At 67.6% G+C, this 23626-nt stretch carries 17 protein-coding genes and 1 pseudogene; 13 read left to right on the top strand and 5 right to left on the bottom strand.

The window, feature by feature from the left end:
• Position 1: 1 nt before the first annotated feature.
• Positions 2 to 2164, bottom strand: a complete 2163-nt coding sequence (locus tag ACF08M_RS20535; protein ID WP_392186680.1) for a hypothetical protein — start codon at positions 2162 to 2164, stop codon at positions 2 to 4.
• A gap of 62 nt (positions 2165 to 2226) precedes the next feature.
• Positions 2227 to 2679, bottom strand: coding sequence for a hypothetical protein (locus ACF08M_RS20530; protein ID WP_392186703.1), 453 nt, complete (start codon positions 2677 to 2679; stop codon positions 2227 to 2229).
• Positions 2680 to 2713: 34 nt separating this feature from the next.
• Between ACF08M_RS20530 and ACF08M_RS20525 the strand changes: the two are divergent.
• The 11 genes and pseudogenes from ACF08M_RS20525 to pglX all read left to right on the top strand — a co-directional run.
• A pseudogene (locus tag ACF08M_RS20525) lies at positions 2714 to 2998 on the top strand (N-6 DNA methylase); the annotation flags it as partial.
• 287 nt (positions 2999 to 3285) lie between these two features.
• Positions 3286 to 3681 (top strand): hypothetical protein, encoded by a 396-nt coding sequence (locus ACF08M_RS20520; protein WP_392186679.1) that lies wholly within the window; start codon positions 3286 to 3288, stop codon positions 3679 to 3681.
• 14 nt (positions 3682 to 3695) lie between these two features.
• Positions 3696 to 5921: a hypothetical protein gene (locus tag ACF08M_RS20515; protein WP_392186678.1), complete on the top strand. Its 2226-nt coding sequence runs from the start codon at positions 3696 to 3698 to the stop codon at positions 5919 to 5921.
• A gap of 13 nt (positions 5922 to 5934) precedes the next feature.
• Positions 5935 to 7200: a hypothetical protein gene (locus ACF08M_RS20510; RefSeq protein WP_392186677.1), complete on the top strand. Its 1266-nt coding sequence runs from the start codon at positions 5935 to 5937 to the stop codon at positions 7198 to 7200.
• A gap of 305 nt (positions 7201 to 7505) precedes the next feature.
• Positions 7506 to 8465 (top strand): serine/threonine protein phosphatase, encoded by a 960-nt coding sequence (locus ACF08M_RS20505; RefSeq protein ID WP_392186676.1) that lies wholly within the window; start codon positions 7506 to 7508, stop codon positions 8463 to 8465.
• A complete protein-coding gene (locus ACF08M_RS20500) occupies positions 8462 to 9634 on the top strand; it encodes a protein kinase (RefSeq protein ID WP_392186675.1) in 1173 nt (390 codons plus the stop codon). The genes ACF08M_RS20505 and ACF08M_RS20500 overlap by 4 nt, the downstream gene beginning before the upstream one ends.
• A gap of 33 nt (positions 9635 to 9667) precedes the next feature.
• Positions 9668 to 10378 (top strand): vWA domain-containing protein, encoded by a 711-nt coding sequence (locus ACF08M_RS20495; protein WP_392186674.1) that lies wholly within the window; start codon positions 9668 to 9670, stop codon positions 10376 to 10378.
• Positions 10375 to 10800, top strand: a complete 426-nt coding sequence (locus ACF08M_RS20490; protein WP_392186673.1) for a hypothetical protein — start codon at positions 10375 to 10377, stop codon at positions 10798 to 10800. Before ACF08M_RS20495 ends, ACF08M_RS20490 begins: the two co-directional genes overlap by 4 nt.
• A gap of 451 nt (positions 10801 to 11251) precedes the next feature.
• The gene (locus ACF08M_RS20485) at positions 11252 to 11854 is read left to right on the top strand and encodes a hypothetical protein (protein WP_392186672.1); all 603 of its coding nucleotides are present in this window, start codon (positions 11252 to 11254) and stop codon (positions 11852 to 11854) included.
• A gap of 191 nt (positions 11855 to 12045) precedes the next feature.
• A complete protein-coding gene (gene pglW / locus ACF08M_RS20480; protein WP_392186671.1) occupies positions 12046 to 16728 on the top strand; it encodes a BREX system serine/threonine kinase PglW in 4683 nt (1560 codons plus the stop codon).
• Positions 16725 to 20348, top strand: a complete 3624-nt coding sequence (pglX, locus tag ACF08M_RS20475; RefSeq protein ID WP_392186670.1) for a BREX-2 system adenine-specific DNA-methyltransferase PglX — start codon at positions 16725 to 16727, stop codon at positions 20346 to 20348. Before pglW ends, pglX begins: the two co-directional genes overlap by 4 nt.
• 64 nt (positions 20349 to 20412) lie before the next feature.
• Here the strand turns inward: pglX and ACF08M_RS20470 are convergent, their stop codons facing one another.
• The 3 genes from ACF08M_RS20470 to ACF08M_RS20460 form a co-directional block, all read right to left on the bottom strand.
• Positions 20413 to 20622 (bottom strand): DUF397 domain-containing protein, encoded by a 210-nt coding sequence (locus tag ACF08M_RS20470; RefSeq protein WP_392186669.1) that lies wholly within the window; start codon positions 20620 to 20622, stop codon positions 20413 to 20415.
• Positions 20604 to 21446, bottom strand: a complete 843-nt coding sequence (locus ACF08M_RS20465; RefSeq protein ID WP_392186668.1) for a helix-turn-helix domain-containing protein — start codon at positions 21444 to 21446, stop codon at positions 20604 to 20606. Before ACF08M_RS20465 ends, ACF08M_RS20470 begins: the two co-directional genes overlap by 19 nt.
• A gap of 385 nt (positions 21447 to 21831) precedes the next feature.
• Positions 21832 to 22602 carry a hypothetical protein gene (locus ACF08M_RS20460; RefSeq protein ID WP_392186667.1) on the bottom strand — a complete coding sequence of 257 codons (771 nt, stop codon included), beginning with the start codon at positions 22600 to 22602 and terminating at the stop codon, positions 21832 to 21834.
• A 295-nt stretch (positions 22603 to 22897) separates the two neighbouring features.
• On the opposite strand from ACF08M_RS20460, the gene ACF08M_RS20455 reads away from it, so the two are divergent.
• Positions 22898 to 23257, top strand: coding sequence for a hypothetical protein (locus tag ACF08M_RS20455; RefSeq protein ID WP_392186666.1), 360 nt, complete (start codon positions 22898 to 22900; stop codon positions 23255 to 23257).
• Positions 23254 to 23481 (top strand): hypothetical protein, encoded by a 228-nt coding sequence (locus tag ACF08M_RS20450; RefSeq protein WP_392186707.1) that lies wholly within the window; start codon positions 23254 to 23256, stop codon positions 23479 to 23481. Before ACF08M_RS20455 ends, ACF08M_RS20450 begins: the two co-directional genes overlap by 4 nt.
• The last annotated feature ends 145 nt before the right edge of the window (positions 23482 to 23626 follow it).

Genomic DNA, 23626 nt, shown 5'->3' with positions numbered 1-23626 from the left:
CTCAGCTCCCTGCCCGCTGGCGGCCCATGCCATAGCCCAGCCTGACTTCGCGGGAGGCGGCATTGGCCTGGCTCTTGGCGTTGTCCGGGTCGGTCCCGGCTGCGATGGCCGCCTGATACGTGGCGTCGTACACGGCATCCGCGGACCTGGTCCGCTGGCTCTCCAGGAAGTCGCTCCGCTCCTGCCCGGCCTCGTCGCTGGAGTCGCGGGTGTAGTGGTCCACGACCGCCTCCTTGATGTCCCCGATGACGATTCCGGCGACGTCCCCCGCGACCGGAAGCTTGGACAGCCCCATGTCGATGGCGCGGTCCGCCCACTTGTCCGCGGTCTCCAGGCCCTTGTTGAACTCCTCGTCGGAGGCGATCTTGTCGTCGTAGACGGCCTGGGTACGGGACTCCGCCATGATCCCCGCGATCTCGGCGCCGGGGCTGACGCGGTTTCCGATCTCTGTCGAGAGCTCGTCGTACCTCGCCTTGTCGTGGTAGGCATCGTTGATGAGCTCGGTGGTGACCGCCTGCTGGGAGTTGATGATCGCCCCATAGGCATCGGGGTCCTTGCCCACCGCGGCGAGGAAATCCTTCAGTCGCCCGTCCTGCAGGCCCGAGGAGCCCAGGTTGGCGTTGCTGCCGTACGTCTCGAACGGGTCGTTCCCGCTTATCCCGTTCTGAACGTCACGCATGTACTCGGCCGTGATGTTGCCGAGGCTGTCGCTCAGCGGGGAGCCGTCGAGGCGGTCGTGGTTCTTGCCGTACTCCGCGACGATCCGGTTGACCAGGTCCGCGCTGCCTGCCGAGTGCTTCGGCGGTGTCGCGTCGGAGTCGTACGGCACACCGATCGTCGCCGATTCCAGCGCGTGCCCCAGGGCGTCGTGCCCCAGCGGCTGACCGTCCTCGCCCGGCGGCCACTCGCGGGCGTCGTCGCCCTTGGCCACCAGGTAGTCCCAGTTGTCGAGGTCCTTGCCGCCCACCGTCGTCGAGTCGTTGAAGAACTCCAGCGACGCCTTGGGGTTGTGTCCGAGGCCTTCCATGAAGCCGGCGAACGGGTCGTTGGGCTCGTCCGTGGGCGGGTAGTTGAGGTCGGTCGTGTCGCGCCAGGCGACCTCCGGGTCCCCGGGGAACCCACGCTCGTACTTCAGCAGGCCCTTGCCGTAGTCGTTGAGGAACTCGTCGTCGAACCTGCCCTTGCCCATGAGGCTGCTCATGACCTGGAAGCCGTTGGGGCCCATCGGCAGTCCCTGGATCGGGAACGGCTTGTCGCCGGCCGCGATCACCTCGCGCTTCCAGGTCTCCATGGCGGGGCTGTCGCTGTGCGTCGCAGTGGCCAGCGTCATGCTCAGGTTGGTCTGGACCTCGGCGAGGGCCTTGGCCCGGTCGCCCTCGACCGCGCCGCCGGGCGGGGCCGCCATGTCCCGCCAGAACTGAAGCGTACCCTCGGCGCCGAGCGTGGTGGCGAACCGCTCGCTGAAGCCCGGGTTGTCGCGCTGGTACCTCAGGGTCTCGTTGAAGCGCGCAATGTCCTCGTCGCTCCACTCCCCGGGGTTGGTCTCCCGGGCCTTCTTCGCCCAGTAGTCGGCATCCGCCTTGCCCTGGCGGTCGTCGGCCTCCTTGAGCCCGCCCGGTCCGTCGCCGGTGAAGTCGTACTTGTTCTTCGCGAGCGCGCGCAACGCCCGCGCGGCGATGCGGTCGGTCTCGCTCGCTTCTCTGAGCACCCGCTTCACCCGGCGCTCCGCGACGGCGAGTTCCTCGTCGCTCGGCGTGTGGATGTCACCGTCGCCGGCCGCCGCGCCCGAGGGGACGGAGGCGACAGCACCGCCCTTGGCGTTGATGTAGATGTTGGTCTTGGCGACGTCGTCAATGACTGTCCGCAGTGCTGCCTTGTGTTTCTTGAACGCAGCGCTGGCGTCGCGCAGGATGCCGAGCACGCTCTTCGCCTGGGCGGCCACGTCCTGGAACTCGACAGCGATCTTGGTGACGAACTCCTTGGAGATGGTGGCATTGGCCCCCCTCCAGTCGGCGGCGTCCGCCTGTGTCCGAAGACCTTTGGCGCTCGTACCACCGCCCTCCCCGGTGGCCAGCGTCTCGAGCTTCGTGTGCATCTTTTCCCAGTCGGACACCGCGGTGTCCAACGTGCCCAGACGCAGATCGGTGAGTTCCTGCGCTGTCATCGTTTCCGCTGTCATCCGCCGCCCGGCCCCAGTAGCTTTCAGTCACTGATCGTTCTGCGAAGCTAATTGATGTAGTCGTTGATCTTCGACACGGACATCAGGTCGCCGCCCGCGTTCCTCATCGCCGTATCGACATGGACTTCGTCCTTGGAATGCTGCGCGCGCGTGAAGTCGAAGTGATTCGAGATGTGCGCACACGCTTCCTTCAACGTCGCGGTCTGGGTGTTCCACGCATCATGCAGCTCGGTCAGCGCGGAACCCATGTCGAGACCGTCGTTGAACAGGTCGATCGACGCGGTGAACGTACTGGGACGGGCGAAGTCGCTGTCCGTGCCGAACTTCTGACGCAGTTCGTACGCCGTGTTGCCCATCTTCCCCAGTTCGTCGTCGTGCACGACCAGGTCACCGTCAGCCGCGCCGCCGCCCCCGTCGGCGGGAATCTGGTTGAGCTGCATGTGTGCGGAGTACTTCTCCGCGGCGTTGTTCTTGAGTTGTTCCCATTCGTCCCATGCCATGTGCTGAACCCTTCCCCGTACGTCGGTCGTCCATGTGGACACCTTCGCTCCATGCACGCTAGCAAATTCCGTGCAGAGTACACGCGTTGGGGGGAGATGGGCACGATTTACTCGCGTCGGAGCGCCCGCCCTCCCCACCCATGCATGCAATGCCCGAGGGCGTCGTACCAGTAGGCGGTCCGGTACACACTCCCAGCCCAAAGGCGAGGGCGAGATTCACCAGGCGATGGTGAAAGCGGACCTGGTGGCCCGCGTTGTCGCCCTGCTGGCTCAGTTGTTCCGTACGACACAGCTCCCTGCGTGTATGTGTTTCCTGGCCATGGACAAGTCTCCACAGGGCCCGAAGGGCCTGGCCACGGTCGCGGCCTCGGGCCGCTCGGTCGACTTGCGCGGCCTACGGCCAGTGGTCTTTGTGCCGATCGCCTGCGCCGATAAGGACACGGACAGAACGTCGACCACACAGAGGACGCCCCTCGTCGGACTCCGTCCCTCCACCGCCTATCAGCCACCGCTCCTGACCATTTCCGGTCAGGCACGAAAACGGGATCACGTCCAGGCTCCGCATCCTCTAGGGTCGGACCCCTGTCTGCTGAAAACGGGGAGAATATGGATCCGATCACTGCTGTCGCCGTTGCCGGGGTGGCTCTGGTCGTCAAAGGGGCGCTGGAGACCGCCGGCCAGGAAGCAGGCCGTGCGGGTTGGGGCGGCGGCGCCCGGCTCGTCGAGCGGCTGCGGGCCCGCTTTCGGGGTGACACCGATGCTGAAGGCGCCCTTGATCGGGTGCAGCAGCGCCCGGGAGACACAGCCGCCCAGGAGGAGCTCACGCGCATGCTACTGGCGCACATGCTCCGTGATCGGGACTTCGAGGCCGAGATTCGGAGCACCGTCGACGACGCTGTGGCCGCCCAGGGGGGCCGCAGCCAGGTGAACGCAGCCGTGATCAAGAACGCCCAGGTCTTCAACGAAAAGGTCGAGGTACAGGGCGACTGGAACATCTCCTGACGGGCTGAACGTTCATGAGCGACAAACCACTGCCGGACGAGGCGGTGCACAACATCAGTGAGTCCCATCCTGCCCGGGAGGGCCTGAAGCACGCGTCGACCAAATCCACGGCCGCCGACGGCACGGTGGACGAGGACGGCCCGGTCAGCGAGTCGGACGCGCTGAGGTCATTAGCCGCGGGCAGCGGCGAGAGTGAAGCAGAGAGGACCGAGGCGCTGCGCGCCGGAGCCATCGCCGACCTCATCGCTGAGCGGTTGAATGCGGACGCGTCCGGGACCAGAATCGGCACGCTCGCGCTTTTCAACGACTCGGTGAGCTTCGGCGGAGGATTCCATACCAACGGTTGGCCCGGTCCTTCGGCTCGGCTCGGAGCAACGGATGCGGTGCTTCTGGCCGAGGACGAGATCACCGAGTACACGGATCTTTATGTGCAGCCGGAGCGCTACGACGAGGCGCTGGACGCCTTGTGCGAGCGGCATCTTCTCGTGTTGACCGGAGCGCCCGGCAGCGGACGTACAGCCGCTGCCGTCAACCTGCTTGCCGAGGCGCTGACGCTGAACAGCGCATCGGACGGCGGCTGCCACCGTCTTCTCGATGCCGCGTCGATCGCTTCCCCTACCTGGGAGCCCCCCGCAGAACGGAGTGGCTCTCTCGCCGTGCTGGACAGCCACTTGACCGGGCTGTCATCGCGGGGGCTAGCGCGTGCGGCGTCGAAGCTGCGGGCAGCTGGGGCTCATCTCGTACTCATCGGCGGCCCCGATCTGGAGGTGATGGTCTCCGGCCCCGGCGGCGACGACCTTGCATGGCACCAGCTGAGCCCGGTGGATCCACTGGCCGTTCTGGAGCGCGCGGTACTCGGGCACAGCGGCGACGCCGACCGCCGTGCCGAGTTGATCGCGCTACTGGACTCCTCGGGGGCGGTCGCTGCTCTGCGGGAACGGCCTCTGGCTGCCCACGCGGTCCGGCTGGCATCGGTGATGAGGGCCGGCGGGGATCTAGGGGCGGCTGTCACCGCGCTACGTGATCCCAGCGACCAGGTCTATACATGGTTCCGCACTCATCATGAGCCGGACACCATCGCCTTCGCACTCGCGGTCGCCGTGCTGGAGAACAGCGGCTATCTGACCGTCGCCGATGCCGCGATCCGACTCCGCCAGCTCCTGTCACCCGAGGAACCTGCTCCTCCGGACGTGCGTTTCCGGAACCGGCTGCTGCAGGATCAGCCCTGGATCGAGCTTCTGTTCCCCGGTCCGGGGGAACAACCCGGGCCTCCGCGCGTGCGCTTCCGCAGTGCGTTGTTGGCCCAAGTGGTGCTCACCTACGCGTGGACGACACTGGACGGGCGCCGCGAAGCGGTGCTCCAGTGGCTGCGCCGACTGCTCGGCCACTCCGATCTGCAGGTCAGGGCGCAGGCGGCCGTCGCGGGCGGGGTGTTGGCACGGGCAGACTTCCACTTCGCAGTGCATCGCTTCGTGAAGTCCTGGGCAGGCAGCACGTCGTGGCCCGTGCGGCAGGCCGCAGCGACCGCCATCGGCGTGGCGGGATCGGCACCCGCCACGGCAGAACCGGTCTGGGAGCTGCTCCACGAGTGGGCACGCGGTGGCCACTCGGCGCACGAGCGGCGGCTGGCAAGCACTGCCGCCACAGCAGTAGGGGGACTCTTCGGACGTAACTCCCCCGACCGGGCTCTGGACGTGCTGCGTAGGGCGCTGGACCGAGGCGACGACTGGGGGACACTGACTCCCGTCGCCTGGGGCGGAGTACACCTGCTCCACCAAGGGCTCACGACCGAAGTGCTGGGCGCGTACCTTGACTGGTCCCAACCGCGGGACACCTCGCCCATGGTCCTCAAGACGCTCTCTGCCTTCGTCTTCGCGGTATCGACGCCGTACACCTCGTCCGTGCCGGGTGGAACAGGCACAGAGGGTGCCATCGACGGGGTTCCGTTGTTGCTGAGTGTTCTGCCGCACCACCGCCGGGCCCTGGCCGAGCTCTGGGGCCGAGCCCTCGCTCGCAAGCCCGTGCAGGAGCCGGCATTCGAGGCACTGCGCGGATGGGTCGATACCTGCACGAACGTGTGCCCGGAGGCTCAGCCATCCCTGCGCACGCTGATGCTCGACATTGCACGTCTCCCGGGGAAGCACCGGGAGCGGCTGCACTGGTGGCTCATGAAGTGGGCCACCGACCGGGAACGTCCCTCCGCTCATGCCGAGGACCTGGCCCGCGCCCTTGAGCACTGAGAGGAGAACGGTGATGGAACTTACCTACGACCCCGTGCTGGACCGCCAGCCGGTCCCGCGCTGGCGGCTCGTCAACCCGCTGCGCCCTCCGGTCCCTGGGCGGGCGCTCGTCCTGGTGCCCGACAAAGGTGCCGCTCTGACAGTCCTTCCGGGCGAGGAGATTCCGGCCGCCCGGTTCGGTTCCTACCAGAGCGTGTACACCGTGGATCTGTCAGAGCACCGTCTGATCCTGGATATCCCGCTTCTCAGCAGGGACGCCACCTTCTCGTTCCGCAGCAGGGTCGATGTCGTATGCCGAGTGGCCGAACCGGCCGAGATCGTGGCGCGGGGCATCCGGGACATGAGCGGAGCACTCTACGGGCATCTGCGCAAGATGCTGCGAGAGGTGGCGCGAGAGTACGACATCGCCGAATTCCATGAGGCTGAGCGGGCGTTGAATGCCTCGGTGAGTGGATTCCGGGGTGACTCGGCAGTATTGCTGCGCGGCCTCCATGTGGAACTGCTCGTCGACGAGGAAGAAATCGCCACCAGCGGCAGGGAGTTCCGCGATGTCGTACGGGAAACGCGACTCGACGGCATGCGGCGCAGGCGACACCTGGACCTGATGCGGGACGAGGGCGTCGAAGGCATTATTGCCGAGATCATGGAACGAGAGGGCCCGCGCGCTGCGCTCACCTGGATCGAGAAGGGCGAGGCCGATCAGCGGGAAGCGCGTCTCAATGCACTGCGGATGGTGCTGGAGCGGGGGGACGGGGACCGCGAGCCTTTCGAGCAGACGGAACTCGAGAGAGCAGTGCTGGACGGAATCCTCGGAGGTGACGACCGCCTGTTCGGCGGGGTACGGCGAGGACGGCTGCGGGGTGCTCTGTCATCGGGTCTCGGGACGGCGGAGGGGACGGACCGCCCGTCGTCGGGCGCCGCGGGCCGTCGCGGAGATGCGTCGGGGGCGACGGTGCCTCGGGGCCCGCGGAAGGCACCCCTGCGTGGTGAGGTCGTGACGCCCAGGTCACCGGCTCCGCCGGAGGACGAGCCGGTGCCCCCCGATGCGCCGATGAGGCCGTCGAAGGACGAAGACTCGGGACCCTCCCGTGCCCGCCCTCCGGTCTCGGACACACGTGGCACGGCCAAGCCTTCACGCCTTTCGGGATCGGCACGTCCTGCCGGAGCCGGAAGCCCTCACGAGACCACCACCCCGGCTGCCGAGCAACCCAAACGGGTGAGTCGGGTGCGCGGCACGGCGAAGCGACGGCTCGGCACGGACGGCGGCGATTCAGGATGACCACACCGTACGAGGGACGTGGCGATGCCTGGGTCCCTGCCATCGGCCGCGGTGCAGTTGCCCGACCGTCATCACCGTCCTCGGGAGAAGGCCGCCGGACGCGGTCTGGAAGCTTCCCCGCACCCCTCGACGGCATCGGCATGCGGGGGGAAGCAACAGGGCCTCGGCTCGATGACGGCGGCTCGCCACTTCCGCCCTCAACCTCACTGGACAGCCCGGCGCCGCAGCAACCGGCCGCTATTGCCAGGACGACGCCGCCCGTTCCCTGGATGATCTGGGGCCTCGGCGGGCCTGGGCTCCACACCATGAGCGTGTGGACGGAGCGCGTACCGGGACGCGGCGAGGATGCCGAGCCTCTCGTCGCCCACCACCTGGTGACGCAACGAGGAGTGATCGGTGTCTTCGACGGTTCGGGGGGCTCCGGATCCTCGCCCGCTTGGCAGGCCCCGGACGGTGCCCAGCGGACGGGCGCATGGGTGGGATCGCGCGTCGCCCGGCTCGCCATGGACTGCTGGTTCCAGGAGGTGACTGCAACCGGGGAAACAGCCGACCCCGATTACTTGAAGAGTCACTTGGACTTCTTCCATGAGCGGGCACCGCAACGGCGCAGCAAGATCGCCGGCCGGATGCGTCGTCAGCTGCCGACCACGCTGGCCGCCATCGAATACCGGCTGCAGCCGGATAGCCGATTGGAGGGCCGGGCCCTGTGGGCCGGAGATTCCCGTGCCTATCTCATGGACCCGGAGTCCGGCCTCCAGGTACTTACCCGGGACCACACCGAGGAGAGCGACGCACTGGAACTGCTGCGTTCGGACCCGCCGATGACCAACGTCGTCTGCGCGGACCGGGACTTCTTCGTGGAGGAGCACGGCTTCGAGTTCTCGTTGCCCTGTGTCCTGGTGACAGCCACAGACGGGTTCTTCGGGTACGTCCACACCCCGGCGGACTTCGAGAACACCCTGCTGTCCACCCTGCAGAACGCGAGCAGCGAGACGGAGTGGGCCGATCTGATCCGCAGGGAGGTACAGGCCTACACCGCCGATGACGCCTCCCTCGGCCTCGTCGCCCTCGGCTACAAGGACTTCGCGCAGTTGCGGTCCCGGTTCGGCGCGCGCCAAGAACTCATCTCCGGGTTCTGCCGGAAGAACCGGCCCACAGGTGCGGACCCGGCCCCCGCCGTACGGGCCTGGCAGGACGGCACCTGGCATGACTACCGCGCCAGGTACGAGGCATACATGCCGGCGTCGCAGGAGGAGCAGGCATGAAGCAGGGCGATGAGATCGCGGGATACCGGGTGGTCAGCGAGCCGACCAACGCCAACGGCGGCAAATGCATGTGGGCGTTCGCCGAGAAGGACGGCCATCAGTACTTCCTGAAGCGCTTCCTCGAACCCAAACGTCCGCGCGAGGGATCGACCGCGAGTGCCGCCAGCCGTCGGATCCGGCTCGAGGTCTGCCAGGAGTTCGAGGACCGGCACCGCGGCATCATGAAACGGCTGCGCCCGGACGCCCGGGGCGGCGGCAATCTGGTGCTGGCCACAGACTTCTTCCACGAGGGAAGCACGTACTACAAGGTCACCGAGCGGATCGACACCTCCAGTCTCGAGAAGCCCCAGGCGCTGGAGCCACGGCAGAAGGCAGTGTTGCTGAAGACACTCGCGCTGAGTCTCCAACTCCTCCATGAGATCGATGTGGTGCACGGTGACCTCAAGCCCCTCAATGTTCTGGTCCAGAAACGCGAGGGAGTCACGTTCTACTCGGCGAAGCTGATCGACTTCGACGACTCGTACGTATCGGGTCGTCCGCCGGGCCGCCAGGACGTCGCCGGGGACTCGTTGTACGGGGCGCCGGAGTGGCGCCGGTACGTGCAGGAGGACGAGGCGGTGCAGCCTGAGCACCTGACGACGGCGGTGGACGTCTTCGCCCTGGGCCTGATGACGCACTACTACCTGACGGGGGCACTACCGGGGTACGGCGACCGGTACGGCTCCCCGGCCGACGCCGTCAATGCAGGCGAGTCACTCGTCCTGGACCCGCGGCTCACGGACTCCATGCAGGGACTTGTCCGCGCGATGACAGCACCGGCGCCGAGGAACCGGCCGCGCATGACCACCTATCTCAAGGCGCTCAAGGACCCGCAGGTATGTGCGCTGGTCCATCGGCGGCCGGGTACGGCCAAGCCGGCGAGTGCGGAGCCACCGGCGCCTGATGCCGGGAGCGCGGGCCCCGGCGTGCCGGGCGGCACTGCCACGCGGACCAGCCGGGTCAGGGCCAACCTGGGCCGAGGCAAAGTGCCCGCACCCGCAACACCCCCGGCGGCGTCCCCGCCACCGTCCCCGCCCGCCGCGAAAACGGAGGGCGAAACGCCCACGCCGACGGCCGGGCGCACATCGCGGGTCCGCATCAATCTCGGCGACCGCCGCCGGACCTCGTAAAGCAGGCCAAACCTCTTGAGGAGAGACACACCCATGAACGGCAGCAGTGACCAGTACCAGGGCAATCTGCAGTACGCGGTCGACATCGTGCTGTGCATCGACGCGACGGGCAGCATGTTTCCGGTACTGGACACGGTGAAGACCAGCGCGCTCCAGTTCCACGACCGGCTCAACGACGTGATGGCGAAGAAGGGCAAGGCGATCAGTCAGCTGCGTCTGAAGGTCATCGCTTTTCGCGACTTCGGTGACAATCCCGACGATGCCATCGAGCAGACGGACTTCCTTGTACTGCCTGACCAGTCGAAGGACTTCGAGACGTTCGTGCGGGGCATCGACGCCGGAGGTGGTGGCGACATTCCGGAATCAGGTCTCGAGGCACTTGCTCTCGCGATCAACTCGCCCTGGGAGAAGGGGCTCGACCGCCGACGGCACGTCGTGGTGATGTTCACGGACGCCCCTGCCCATCCTTTGGGCACAGTCGGCACCTCGGCTCAGACATATCCGGCCGGCATCCCGCGCGGCATGGACGAGCTTTTCGAGCAGTGGGGCTACGCGCGCAGTCAGACAGCGGTCATGGAGCAGTCCGCGAAGCGTCTGGTGCTGTTCGCTCCCGACGGCGAGCCGTGGCAGGACCCGATCGCCGAAGAGTGGGACCTGACACTGCATTTCGAGTCCAAAGCGGGGGCCGGACTCGAAGAGTTCGAGATGGACGAGATCATCGAGACGATCGCGAACAGCCTGTGAAGCTGGACCTTCCGGGCGCGTCGGTGCGCGTGGTCGACGGCAATGTCGCCTTCGTCTGGCACGGGTTCGGCGCGCTGGACATGTCGGTCGACCGCTGCGCTTCACTGCGGACCAGGGCCCATGGCCATCAGGGCGAAGTGCAGTTGATCTTCCAGTTCCGGCTGGAGGGGGCGGAAACGGGCGGGATGGTCATCGTCCGCATCGATGTTCCCGCCCAGTACGCGGCCTCGGCCGAGCGGTTCATGACGGAGGCGCGAGTCCGGTACGGCATCGTGACCCCGGAGGACGACAGCAACCAGGAAGAGACCGTCAGCCGAATTCCTCGGGATGACCGGCACTGGATCAACGCGCCGGCGCACGCGGATTCCGAGGGACTGTACGGAGAGATCTTCGACCGGATCGCTGCCGAACCGGCATCCTGACCGGCTCACGAAGCAGACAGGGGAAGTAACGGTGGCCGGGGCCAACTGGCGCTGCGCGGCATGCGACGTTTTCAACGGTCCTGCCGAGAAGGTGTGTAGGGCGTGCGATACGGAACGGAGCAAGCCACCCGGTAGGAAGCCGTCCCCGGCCCGGCCGTCGGGCGACTGGAACTGTATTCAGTGCGGTACGAACAATGGTCCGGAAGACCTGCGCTGTATCGGCTGTGACACCGGCCGGAAGGCCGCGACGAAGAAGGCTGCCGGTCCGAAGAAAGCCGTCGGCCCGAAGAAGCCGGCACCACGGAGGCCCGCCGCAAAGAAGACGGCTGCGGCCAAGACCACCGCCGCGACGAAGACGACAGCCCCCAGGAAGACGACGACCAGGAAGACTACTGCGCGTCCCGCTGTGCCGGGGGGCACAGCGACCCCTCGGGCTTCGTCGCGCGGCGACGTGCCGACGGAGGTGTTCTACCCCTCGGCATCCGGCGGATACACCCCTGCGTCCGCCGCCCCCACCCCCACCCCCGCCCCGCCACCACCTGCCCCGGCTCCGCCGTACACGCCCCCGTACCGTCCTCCTTCCTACCGGCCGCCGAAGCGGTCCACCAGCGGCAAAGGCTGCGGCTGGGGCTGCCTCGGGCTGGTCGTCGCGTTCTTCGTGCTGCCGCTGGCGTTCGGAGGCTGCCAGTCACTTCTCATGCCGGACAGCGATGGCTCCGGCTCCGGCGGTACGTCGTCGACGGCCGCTCCCTGCCCCGGCCGGATCGCCAACGCCATCCCTTCGGGCGACGGGGCGGAGTTGGTCACAGCGTTTCGCACGAAGAACAAGCAGATCACGCTCTGTCGCACGAGCGGCGGAAGTCTGTACTACTTCGGTGAGTTCAGCGATCACCGCGAGCCGGGAATCGCCATGCCCGCCAAGAAGACCTCGGACGGTTACGAAGCACGTAACGGTCCGTACAGCTACCGCATCGACGGGGACACCGTCACGATCTACCAGAACGGCAATCGGATCGGCAGGGAGAGCCTCAGCCCCGAACCGTCCCCGTCCTGAGGCCGTGGTGTCCTGGGGCGGAACCTGATCGGATGCGAACCGGTATCGCCGCAGTCGCCTGTCCTTGCCTCCGTCTGCGAACCCGACGTTAGGATTTCTCCCAGGGGGGCCTCCGTCGTCCGCGCGCTCGACCGTGCGGGCCGACCGGGCGTGACCACGGGGACACGGAATCCAATGGGTGGGGACAGCGCATGCGAGAAGGCCGGTGGACCACGGTCACCGAGTCGGAGTTCGACCATGAGCGGCGTGGGCTGAAGGCCATCCGGGAGAAGCTGCCGGACGCCGACCCGTGGCGTGCCTGGTCGAACTTCACCTTCACCGCGAACAGCGGCCACGTGCGCGAGGTGGACCTGCTCGTCATCGCTCCCGGCGGCGTCTGCATGATCGAGCTGAAGAACTGGCACGGTTCCCTCGCCAGTGAGAACGGCACCTGGGTCCAGACGACACCCAACGGCCGCCGCGTCCCGCACGGCAACCCGCTGCACCTGGTCGACAAGAAGGCCAAGGAGCTGGCTGGCCTGCTCGGTCAGAACGGCAAGCGGGTCTGGGTGGGCGAGGCCGTCTGCTTCACCGAGGGCTCCCTGCACATCCGGCTGCCCGCCCACGACCAGAACGGCGTGTACAGCGTCGACCAGCTGGTCGACATGCTGAAGCAGCCGCCGAGCGACGAACGACGCCGCATCACGGCGATCGGCTCCCGCGAGATCAAGGCCGCACTCACCCGCGTAGGCATTCGCAAGAGCGAGGCCGAGTACAAGGTCGGTCCGTACGAGCTGAAGCGGAAGTCGTTCGACACCGGTCCGACCTGGGCCGACTACCTGGCCGAGCACACCGAGCTGCCGGAGTCCGCCCGCGTCCGCATCTACCTCCGGGAGCGCGGCTCGGACGCCACGATCCGCAAGTCGGTGGAGAACGCCGCTCGGCGCGAGGCCGCCGTACTGCAGCGGTTCCAGCACGTGGGTGCGGTGCAGCTCAAGCAGTACAACCCGTCGGGGCACACGGCCGGGCCGGCGCTGATCTTCGACTACCACCCGCAGACCCTGCGCCTGGACGAGTACCTGCTCCAGTACGGCGACAAGCTCGACATCCTCGGCCGCATGGCACTCGTACGGCAGCTCGCCGAGACGATGCGGTCCGCCCACTCCAGCCGGATCTACCACCGGGCGCTGGCCGCGCACTCCGTGCACGTCGTCCCCCGCGACCGCGGCCCACGGGAACAGGCGATGGGCGAGGAAGCCGCCTGGCTCGCTCCTCATCTGCAGATCTCCGACTGGCAGATCGCCACCCAGCGCAGCGGCTCGGGCCGCGCCGCGACGAACATGGCCCGGCTTGCACCGACCGCCCTGTCCACCACGCACCTGGCGGAGGACTCCGACGCCTACCTGGCGCCCGAGCTGCGCGCGCCGAACGCCGACCCTGTGTACATGGACGTGTACGGCCTCGGCGTCCTCACCTATCTCCTGGTCACCGGAAAGGCACCGGCCGCGAGCCAGGCCGAGCTGCTGGCCCGCTTGGAGGCCGGTGAGGGGCTGCGTCCCAGTTCCCTGGTGGACGGACTGTCCGAGGACATCGACGACCTGGTGCAGGCGGCCACCGCGTACCTCGTGGAGCGGCGGCTGTCCACGGTCGACGAGTTCCTGGAGATGCTGGAGCTGGTCGAGGACACACTGACCGCCCCAGCTTCCCCGACCGCACCCGAGGCGCCGGAGAAGGACCCGCTCGAAGCCGTCGCGGGGGACGTCCTCGGCGGGCGCTGGGAGGTCCGCCGCCGCCTCGGTACGGGCTCGACGAGCCGCGCGTTCCTGGTGCGCGACCTGGAGGCCGAGGCACGCGGGAACCGGCCGCTGGCCGTCCTCAAGGCGGCCCTGTCCGACAGCCGGGGCGAGATCCTGGCCCATGAGGCGCAGGTCATGGGCCGCCTCCGTCCCGACTCCCGGGTGATCCGGCTCGTCGAACCCGAGCCGCTGCGCATCGCGGGCCGCACGCTCCTGGTCCTGGAGTACGTGGGCGACGAACGGGACGACGCGGCGGAGGGCGCCAAGTCGAGCGGCGGCAGCCGCACCCGGGCCCGTGAGGAGACGGTCGCCCGCCAGCTCCGGGACCGCGGACGCCTCCCGATCGACCAGCTGGAGGCATACGGCGACTACCTCTTCGGCGCGGTGGACTTCCTGGAGGGCGAGAGTGTCTGGCACCGGGACATCAAGCCGGACAACATCGCCATCCGGGTCCGTCCCAACCGCACCCGCGAGCTGGTCCTCATCGACTTCTCGCTGGCCGGTTACCCGGCGAAGGACTACGAGGCGGGGACGGAGGGCTACCTCGACCCGTTCATCGGCACCCTGACCCGCACCGCCTACGACTCTCACGCGGAGCGGTACGCGGTCGCCGTCACCCTGCACCAGATGGCCTCGCGTGAGCTGCCCCGGTGGGGCGATGGCTCGGTCCTGCCCCGCCAGACGGACAGCGGGGAGTTCCCGTTCCCGACTCTCGCGGCCGACGCGTTCGAACCGGCGGTACGCGACGGCCTGGTCGCCTTCTTCCAGAGGGCACTGCACCGTGACGCGGCCAAGCGGTTCCCCGAGCTGAAGCCGATGCGGGACGCCTGGCGGAAGATCTTCCTGGACGCCTCACAGGCCGTTCCATCCAGCCGTTCCCGGCGCGCCGAAGCCGCCACCGTGGCTTCCGACGACGGCCGGCCGACCATCGCGGACGCCGAGCCGCTCACCGCGGAGCAGCAGCGTGACCAGCTGGCCAAGCAGGTCACGCGTGACACCCACCTGTCGACCGCGGGTCTCACCGAGGCCGCCCAGTCCGTCCTGTACGGCCTGGGCATCACCACGGTCGGCGGGCTCCTGGACTACAGCCGTCGCAAGCTCGTCAACGCGCCGGGGCTGGGCGCCAAGACCCGTGGGGAGGTGCAGCGCCGCCAGCGTGAGTGGGGTGAGCTGCTCAGTGAGACGCCGGTGTCTCCGCTCACTCCCCGGGGCCGGGCCGAGGCCAAGGAGGAGATCGCTCAGCTGACCGCCCGTGAGGCCACCGTCCTCGACGCCCTCGCCACGGGCGCCGGCACGTCCGGTCTGCCCGGGGCGGCGCTCCGCTCGGTCAGCCTCGATGCCCTCGCCACGATCCTGGTACCGGAGCTGAACAACAACGGTGCCAATCACAACAAGGTCGAGATGGTCCGGCTGCTGCTGCGCCTGCCGAACGAGCGCGGGGCACTCCCGGACATCGGTGTCTGGCCCCGGCCGAAGGATGTCGCCGGCGCCATCGGCGTGACCTCGCAGCGCATCTACCAGATGCTCAAGGAGGAGCGTAAGCGCTGGAAGAAGGATCCGACCGTGCAGGCACTGCGCGCGGAGATCATCGATCTGCTGGCCGGTCTCGGCCGGATCGCCTCGGCTTCGGAGATCGCCGACGCCCTGGCCCTGCGGCGCGGTACCCAGTTGCTCGAGCGGGAGCAGCGGCGTGCTCTGGCCCTCGCGGCGGTACGCGCGGTGGTGGAGCTGGAACAGTTCGACCCGGAGAGCGCCCAGTTCCAGCACCAGGCGAACCGCAGGGCCACCGACGAGTCCCTCGGCGCGGGCATGCTCGCCCTGGATGTGCGGGAGGCCGACGAGTCCACGGGGACCGCGGGCGACCCGCCGGACACCCCCACGGCGCCGGGTCTGCTCGACTATGCGACCCGTCTGGGCAGGAAGGCCGGCAGCCTCGCGAAGCAGGACACGCTGCCCACGGCGACGACGGTCCTCGGTGAGTTGGGCGCGCTGACCCCACCGCCCGGCACGGTGGAGTGGGACGAACGCAGGCTGGTCGAACTGGCGGCCGCCGCATCCGAGAACGCGGCGGCCACCCCGCGCCTGGAGATCTACCCCCGGGACCTGGACTTCGTACGCGCCCTGCGGCTCACCCAGGCCGGGCTGGTCCGGCTGATCCCCGGAGTGCCGGAGGGACGGCAGCCGGGGATCACCGGGGCGGACGTGCACGAGCGGGTACGGGCCCGCTTCCCGGAACTCGTAGTGCCGGACGGTCGCGGCTCCACGACGCACGACCTTCCAACGGCCGGACCACTGACGAAGGCACTGCGCGAGGCCGGCTTCGACCTGACGCTCTCGACGCGCGAGGACACCGGGACGCTGCGTTATCTGCCGACCCGGATGGACACGGCGTCCAGCTATCTGACGACCGGCACCTGGCGCCGGGCGACGGACGTGGGCCTGGTGACGCGGTACGCCGACGATCCGGTGCTGGCGAATGCTGTCCGCACCGATGAGCGCCTCACCGCCTCGGCCCGCCAGGACGGCTACCGGGTACTGACCGTGCGTCAGGACCTGACCCCCAAGGCCGTAAAAGCACTCGGCGGTACGGGCAGCCGGATCGGCGCACACGTGCTGTCGGTGACGGAACTGTTCCTCGCATCCCTGCACGCGCTGGTCCCGCCGGGGACGAAGCCGACGTGGGAGACCCTGCTGAAGGCGGACGCGGCGGAGCCGGGTCACCGCAGCGCGGCAAAGTTCGCGGAGTACGCGCGCACGGCCTGGGGGACGGTCGAGCCGCGCGTCCGCGAGCTGCTGGCCGAGGGCGGCGCCGCAACGCCGCCGGTCCTGCTGACGGACGCGGCTGTGTTCGCCCGGTACGACGCGATGGGCGTCCTGCACCGGCTCGCGCAGGCGGCACGGCACGGCGGGCGGGGGCTGTGGCTCCTCGTACCGCAGGGCGACCCCGCCCGCGAGCCCAGGCTCGGCCAGACCGCGGTCGCTTACCAGGCGGGGCTGGGTGAGTGGATCGAACTTCCGGACGCGTGGGTGGACGACGCCCACCGGGCCGGCTCAGTCGCTGACGGCGGCACCGAAGCACACCAGGGAGACGTCAAGTGATCGACCGCAAGGCGCTGTTGGACGACCTGAAGCAGCAGGTCAAGGTGGCCGAGACCGATCTGGCACAGCAGGTGAAGGCCGTCACGGAGGTGGGTACCCGCCTGCGCGCCGAATACGACCGGGCCCGCAAGCTGGGGCGTACGGCGGCGACCTGGAGCTCCTGGCTCGACGAACGCGTCACGCAGGTCGCCGTGGCGTGGGTGCTGGGCACGGTGTTCGTCCGCTTCTGCGAGGACAACCGGCTGATCCCCGAGCCGTATCTGACAGCCCCCGAGGACGACCGCCGCGACCTGGCGCTCGCCCGGTTCCAGGACTACGTCTCGACGTCCGAGGATCCGACCTACCGGGGCTGGCTGGAGACGGCGTTCGAGGAACTGGGTGCCGGGCAGGCAGGCCGGCTCCTCTTCGACAAGAAGCACAACCCGCTGTTCCAGATCCCGCTGTCCCACGACGGAGCCCGCGACCTGGTCGACTTCTGGCGCGGCCGGGACGAGGTGGGCGAGCTGGTCCACGACTTCACGGACCCACTGGAGGACGACGGCGACGGCACGAAGGGCTGGGACACACGCTTCCTGGGCGACCTGTACCAGGACCTCAGCGAGGCGGCCCGGAAGACGTACGCGCTGCTCCAGACCCCGGAGTTCGTGGAGGAGTTCATCCTCAACCGGACGATGGACCCTGCGGTACGTGAGTTCGGGTACGCAGAGCTGAAGATGATCGACCCGACGTGCGGGTCGGGGCACTTCGTGCTGGGCGCCTTCCGGCGGCTGGTGAAGCTGTGGGCGGACGGGCAGCCGGGGAAGGACCGGCACGAACGGGTACGGGCTGCGCTGGACTCGGTGCACGGGGTGGACCTGAACCCGTTCGCGGTGGCGGTGGCGCGGTTCCGGTTGCTGGTGGCGGCTATGGCGGCCAGTGGGGTGCGGACGCTGGGGGAGGCTGCGGGGTGCGAGTGGCCTATTCACTTGGCGGTGGGGGACTCGCTGATCAAGCGGCGACACAAGCAGGGGAATCTGTTTGACGACTTGGAGGAAGAGGGCGCGGACGAGCTGGCCGACTTCAAGTACGAGACAGAGGATGTGCAGGAACACGGAGACATCCTCCTGTCGGGGCGGTACCACGTAGTGGTCGGGAATCCGCCTTACATTCAAGTCACAGACAAGAGCCTCAGCGAGGTGTACAGGAATCTCTACAAGAGCTGCTTCGGTTTGTACAGCTTTTCTGTGCCATTCGCCGAGCGCTTCTTCGATTTGGCCTTGCGCGATGGATCTGGAGATCGACGCCTAGGACACGTTGGACAAATTACGGCAAGCTCATTCATGAAGCGCAAATTCGGCAAGCGCCTGATCGAAGATTTTTTTACGAACGAGATTGAACTGACGGAAATTATTGACACGTCAGGTGCCTACATCCCCGGACACGGAACACCCACTGTAATTCTGGTGGGGCGACCACGAATTGGCGGCAAACGTTACTCTACGATCCGCACCGTGATGAGCATTCTTGGTGAGCCTTCCACTCCGCCAAACCCTGCGGAGGGCCATGTGTGGGGCGCAATTGTACAGCAGATAGATGCACCGAGCAGTGAATCGCCTTGGGTAAGCACGCAAGACATCGACCAGGCTCTGCTCTCAACCCACCCTTGGAGCCTAACCGGGGGCGGGGCTGGCGATGTCAGAGACGCAATCGAATCCGCCGCTACTACAACTCTTGCCGCGAGGACCTGGGGCGTCGGATTCGACGGTGACACCCATGCCGATGAAGCTTTCACGCTACCCGCATCAGGCCCACTGGCAACCAAGGCTCGCGAGCTCCATGCTCTAGAGAGCCATCGCGGTGACCACGCCCGCGAATGGGGATTCAGCGACAAAGAATTTATGGCCATGCCCTACGACGCAGATCGAAAGCTTCTGCCTTTGGCGGAACTCAACACATCATTCGTCAGGCATTTTTGGCCGCTGAGGTCATTCTTGTGGCATCGCACAGCTGGCAGTAAGGGAAATTACCTCCAATCCGGGCTCTCCTGGTGGGAATGGCACCGCCTCCCCAAGAATGGCACAGCTCACCCGTGGTCGATTCCATATTCTTTCATCGCGACACATAACCACTTCGTACTTGATCGCGGAGGAAAGGTATTCAATCGGTCCGCTCCAGTCGTCAAGCTGCCTGCTTCCGCTACCGAAGAAGACCACTTCAGCCTTCTCGGTATCCTCAACAGCTCGACTGCATGCTTTTGGCTTAAACAGGTCAGCCATAACGCAGGTAGCACAGTAGATTCACAAGGGGCACGCCAGAGCACCGTCCCTTTTGAGGATTTTTACCAGTTCACCGGGGGTAACGTAGAGCAGCTCCCGCTCCCCACAACGGGCCCAACCCAAGTTGCCCGAGCGATTGAGAACCTCTCGCAAACATCGACAACTACAACACTCGTTGCCGCAGATACCCCGACACTGCCTCTCCTCCGCGCGGCTAAAGGCAGCTGGAATTGCTCACGCGCACGCATGATCGCTCTCCAGGAGGAGCTGGATTGGCAGGTCTACTCCCTCTATTGCCTGCATCCAGACGACCTGTGGATCCCTGACGGTCCCGACTCCACTGAAATCCCCGAAATCGCCCTCGGCGAGCGCGCGTTCGAGATCGTACTCGCCCGCCGAGTCGCGGCCGGCGAGGCTAGTAGCGAGTGGTTCAACCGTCACGGGGCCACGCAGATCACCGAGATCCCCGCCCGCTGGCCCGCCGCCTACCGCAAGGTGATCCAGAAGCGCATCGACGCTATCGAGTCGAGCCGTGCCATCGGCATGGTGGAACGCCCCGAGTACAAGCGTCGCTGGGCCACCGAAGGGTGGGACGCTCTCCAGCAAAAGGCCCTCCGCTCGTGGTTGCTGGACCGGATCGAGAACCGGAATCACTGGTTCGACGAGAACGACTTGCCCGCCCTCGTCACCCTCTCCCGTCTCACCGACGCGCTCTCCCGCGACGAGGACTTCGTCTCCGTCGCGAAGATCTACGAGCCGCACAAGGAACTCCACCTCGTCGTGGCCGAGCTGATGACCGGCGAACACGTGCCGTTCCTCGCCGCCCTGCGCTACAAGCCCTCTGGGCTCAAGAAGCGCGCGGACTGGGAACACGTGTGGGACCTCCAGCGGCAGGAGGACGCCGCTCCTGACGAGCTGGCCAAGCGCAGGATCCGGGACAGCATCCCCGTACCGCCGAAGTACACCTCGGCCGACTTCCTGCGCGGCTCGCTCTGGAAGGCGCGCGGGAAACTCGATGTGTCCAAGGAGCGGTTCGTCTCGTACGGGCAGAGCAATGCCGCCACCCCTGAGCTATACGGCTGGGCCGGCTGGGATCACCGCGAGCAGGCGTACGCACTCGACGCGTACATCGCCTCCCATGAGGCACTGACAACCGAGGAACTGACCCCGTTCGTCGCAGGGCTGCTGGAGCTCCAGCCCTGGCTGGATCAGTGGCACGACGAGTTCGACGCAGCCTTCGGCGCCTCCCCCGCCTCCTTCTTCCGAGGCGACCGTCAGATGATCCAGGGCGAGCACGGTCTCACAGACGACGACCTGCGTGCCTGGCGCCCGGTCGCCACCAAGCGGGGCGCCAAGAAGAAGTAGGCCGCACACGAAGACACCGACGGCCCCCGCTGACCAGCGGGGGCCGTCTTGCGCAATCCGCGCCTCAGACGCCCAGCACGCCACTCTTTACGGCGGAGACGAAGGACGACCAGCCGTCCGCCGCGAATGTCAGCGCGGGTCCGCTCGGATGCTTGCTGTCACGCACCGGCACAACAGCGGCGAAGTCGCCGGAGACCTCCACGCACGCACCACCGTCCGAGTTGCTGTAGGAGCTCTTGCGCCAGCTAACGGCGCTCAGGTCGAGGGATTGCAAGGTACTTCCTCCAACATGCGCAGGATGAACTTCCGTGACTCGGCAGGGGGCAAGGCCAAGTCACGTACCGCATCGTAGGCACGTTGCAGCCGCTCAACCGGCCCGTCCGCCTCAATGAGTTCGCCCTTGTAGGCGTTCTCCGTGTAGGCGACGGTACGCCCGCCAGCCAGGCGGAGGAACCAGACATCGGTGCTGTCCAGTCCGTACGGCCCCGCACTGAACGGCAGGACCTGAACCGTGACTTCGCCCCGCTCCCCCACCCGACCCAGGTGCTCCAACTGCCCTCGCCATTCACCGGCGTCACGCAACTGCGTCCGGAGCACCGCCTCCGACACAATCGTCCGGAATGGGGGCGCGCCTGCACCCTCCAGCAGCTCTCGCCGCCCCATCCGAGCCTCCACCTGCTGCGTCAGCTCGGGCTCCTTGATCCCACCCGCGGCCAGCACCTCCCGCGCGTACCCCGGCGTCTGCAACAGCCCCGGCAGCACGCTCACCGCGAAGTGCCACAAGCTCGTCGCCTCTGCCTCCAGCGCCATGTACCGCCGGTACCGCTCCCTGAACTGCGTCTGGTCGCTGATCGCCAGCTCCCACAGCGCCAGCAGCAGCCCCGGCGTCCCGTAGTAGTGGTCCAGTGCCTGCACCACCTCCGGGCCGCCGACCGTCTCGCCCTTCTCCATCTTGCCGAACAGCGACCAGTCCCAGCCCAGCCGTTCGCCGAGCTGCCGCAGACTGTCGCCGCGCGCGGTGCGCAGCAGTCGCAACTCCTCCGCGAACCGTGCCCGTGGTTCCCTGCTGCGGCCTGTGACCGCCCGCCTCGTCGGCATCGCGCCCTCCGTGAAACGTGTGGAACTTGCCTCACCCACCGGGGGAAGAACACTCTCGACCCCGTCGAGCCCTGCCCAAGCGCTGGGCCATTCTCTCGAGCAGCCCCTCACGCACCGTAGCCAAGGGCGTGTGAGCAGGCAGGAGAATCCGCGAAAGAGCAGCCGAAGGAAGTCACCCGACCCGGAAGCCGGGACGGCGAGCCGGTGATTATTCGTCTGCCCGAGACCCTGGCCCCGGCCGCCCGCCCCGAGGCCCCGAACCGGCGCGTCACACGGAGCACAGAAGGCAGAGCTCAGGAGGCGGATCCGTCGCCGGTGATCACCCTGAGCCCCTTCTGCCCAGGAATCAGCAGGCTCGTCTGCCCGTCCAGTTCAGCGGAAGGCCTCACACGCGTCCGCGTCGCGCTGTCGACGCACGGAACTCGACAGAGCTGAGACCGCCCGTCCAACCCGGCGAAGCACCTGCCCAATCCTCCACGCTCACCTGCCGGCGCGAGGTCTCCACCACCTTCAGCTGATCCACCCGAAGGTGGACTGGCTGGTGCCTGGCGTTTCGTGCCAGGTCCCCCCGAGCCGTCACGATCTCCCCCACGTGCAGCTTCACCTGCTCGATTACCTCCTCATCTGCCGTATTGCAGCGCAGCGCCAACCCTCGGGCTTCGTTGAACAGCGAGAACTCCGGGGTTCGCCCCCTCAAGTTGACCTTGTCCAACCGCCCCCGGAATGAACTGCGCGCCCTTGCCTTGATGTCGAGCGCTTGCAAGGCGTTGAGCCGGACGGTCGGCGACAACGAGGCTGCCTGGGACCACGGCGAGAGACGACCCGTACGTACCCGCAGTCCCGCCACTCCGCGCTTCCCGACCAAACCCGTCAGGGCAGCAACCCTGCGGACTGTCGTTTCGTCTTCGAGCGAGGGGATCTCAGGGCGCTCCTCCAACTCCCTGACGACGCAGAGCAGGCGGCGGCCGACATCTGCGTCACCGCTGTCCTGAGGGCGGACCGCGACGAGCGCACTGCCTTCGTCCAACCCGGCGAGGCTCCACTCCGCGCCGCCCCCCATGCCCTTGAGTAACCGATTCAGGCTGCCGAGCACTTCCTGCAAGGCAGACAACGTGATGGCACCGAGTTGTCCCTCGACCTTCATCTCGACATCCACGACTCACCCCCAGGCTCGGCAGGCTACCCATCTTCTCGGTAACCCACCTGTAAAACCGTCTCGCAGACGGTGACCTTCGACGTGAAGTCAACGGCCGGAACCGAGGAACGTCACCCTCAACCGGTCCTCCGTGGAACGTGTGGAACTTGTGACTTCCGCCCGGGAAGCAGCACCTTCCTGCGGTGAGTCCTGCCCGAGCTGGGGCCATCATCACCACCAACCCCCTCACGCCGAGCAGTTGACGCTCTGCGGTCGAGCGGAGAATCCGCGCAGCGACCAACCGAAGGAAGCCACCATGACACCCAGGCCGTCCCTCCCCCGCCGGACATCGCCTGACGGACCCACTCGCGGCGCCGACGTTCCCGTACCACCGGTCGAACGGTGGATGGAGACGGCCAGGACCACGGAGGCTCTCGAAGCCCGCGACACCCTCGCCGCCGCCCTCAGCCAGGCCGGCATCCAGTTGCCCGCCATGGATGTCCGTACTCCCTGGGCCGACGTCATCCACCCGCACGGGCAGGCTGCCGCGCACGGCGAGGAGCGCGAGGCGCAGCGCACGGGCGAGGTCCGTTACGCCCTCGTCCACCTCGGCGTCTGTTCCGCTCCCGTCGCGCTGGCCCTGGCCGCCGTGATCCGGAACGGAACGGCCAGGTGACAACGGACGACGGCGTCCCCGCCGTCGGGGCGACCGTGCTCGACAGCGGGAGCGGCCGGGTAGGGATGGTGATGGGACACCAGGGCCCCTACCTCCAGCTCCGCCCGCTCGGCGGAGGCCGCGAGTGGGACGCGGACCCCGCCCGCGTACGACCCCCCAGCCGGGACGAGTTGCTGAGCGCCCAGCTCGCCGAGGTGAACGCACGCAGCCGGCACAAGATCTGATCACCGTCCGGCCTGCCGGGCATCGGCCGTGCACCACGGCCCGGCGCTCCGGCCGCGCAGACACCCGCCGCGTCCGCACGGGCTCGCCCGAGCCCGCCCCGCCGCCCGAAACCCCCGTCGCCCGATCCGCCCCCTGTCCTAGGAT

The organism is Streptomyces sp. NPDC015032 (genome assembly GCF_043080425.1).
GTDB lineage: Bacteria > Actinomycetota > Actinomycetes > Streptomycetales > Streptomycetaceae > Streptomyces.
Note: the sequence above shows the minus strand (reverse complement) of the source record. Positions and strands in the feature narration are given on the sequence as shown.

What these genes read in the sequence shown, in the direction of transcription:
- pglW (WP_392186671.1), top strand. Translation starts at nt 12,046, where the DNA reads ATGCGAGAAGGCCGGTGGACCACGGTCACCGAGTCGGAGTTCGACCAT.
- ACF08M_RS20495 (WP_392186674.1), top strand. Translation starts at nt 9,668, where the DNA reads ATGAACGGCAGCAGTGACCAGTACCAGGGCAATCTGCAGTACGCGGTC.
- ACF08M_RS20530 (WP_392186703.1), bottom strand. Translation starts at nt 2,679, where the DNA reads ATGGCATGGGACGAATGGGAACAACTCAAGAACAACGCCGCGGAGAAG.
- ACF08M_RS20515 (WP_392186678.1), top strand. Translation starts at nt 3,696, where the DNA reads ATGAGCGACAAACCACTGCCGGACGAGGCGGTGCACAACATCAGTGAG.
- ACF08M_RS20465 (WP_392186668.1), bottom strand. Translation starts at nt 21,446, where the DNA reads ATGCCGACGAGGCGGGCGGTCACAGGCCGCAGCAGGGAACCACGGGCA.
- ACF08M_RS20520 (WP_392186679.1), top strand. Translation starts at nt 3,286, where the DNA reads ATGGATCCGATCACTGCTGTCGCCGTTGCCGGGGTGGCTCTGGTCGTC.
- ACF08M_RS20510 (WP_392186677.1), top strand. Translation starts at nt 5,935, where the DNA reads ATGGAACTTACCTACGACCCCGTGCTGGACCGCCAGCCGGTCCCGCGC.
- ACF08M_RS20505 (WP_392186676.1), top strand. Translation starts at nt 7,506, where the DNA reads ATGAGCGTGTGGACGGAGCGCGTACCGGGACGCGGCGAGGATGCCGAG.
- ACF08M_RS20535 (WP_392186680.1), bottom strand. Translation starts at nt 2,164, where the DNA reads ATGACAGCGCAGGAACTCACCGATCTGCGTCTGGGCACGTTGGACACC.
- ACF08M_RS20500 (WP_392186675.1), top strand. Translation starts at nt 8,462, where the DNA reads ATGAAGCAGGGCGATGAGATCGCGGGATACCGGGTGGTCAGCGAGCCG.
- ACF08M_RS20455 (WP_392186666.1), top strand. Translation starts at nt 22,898, where the DNA reads ATGACACCCAGGCCGTCCCTCCCCCGCCGGACATCGCCTGACGGACCC.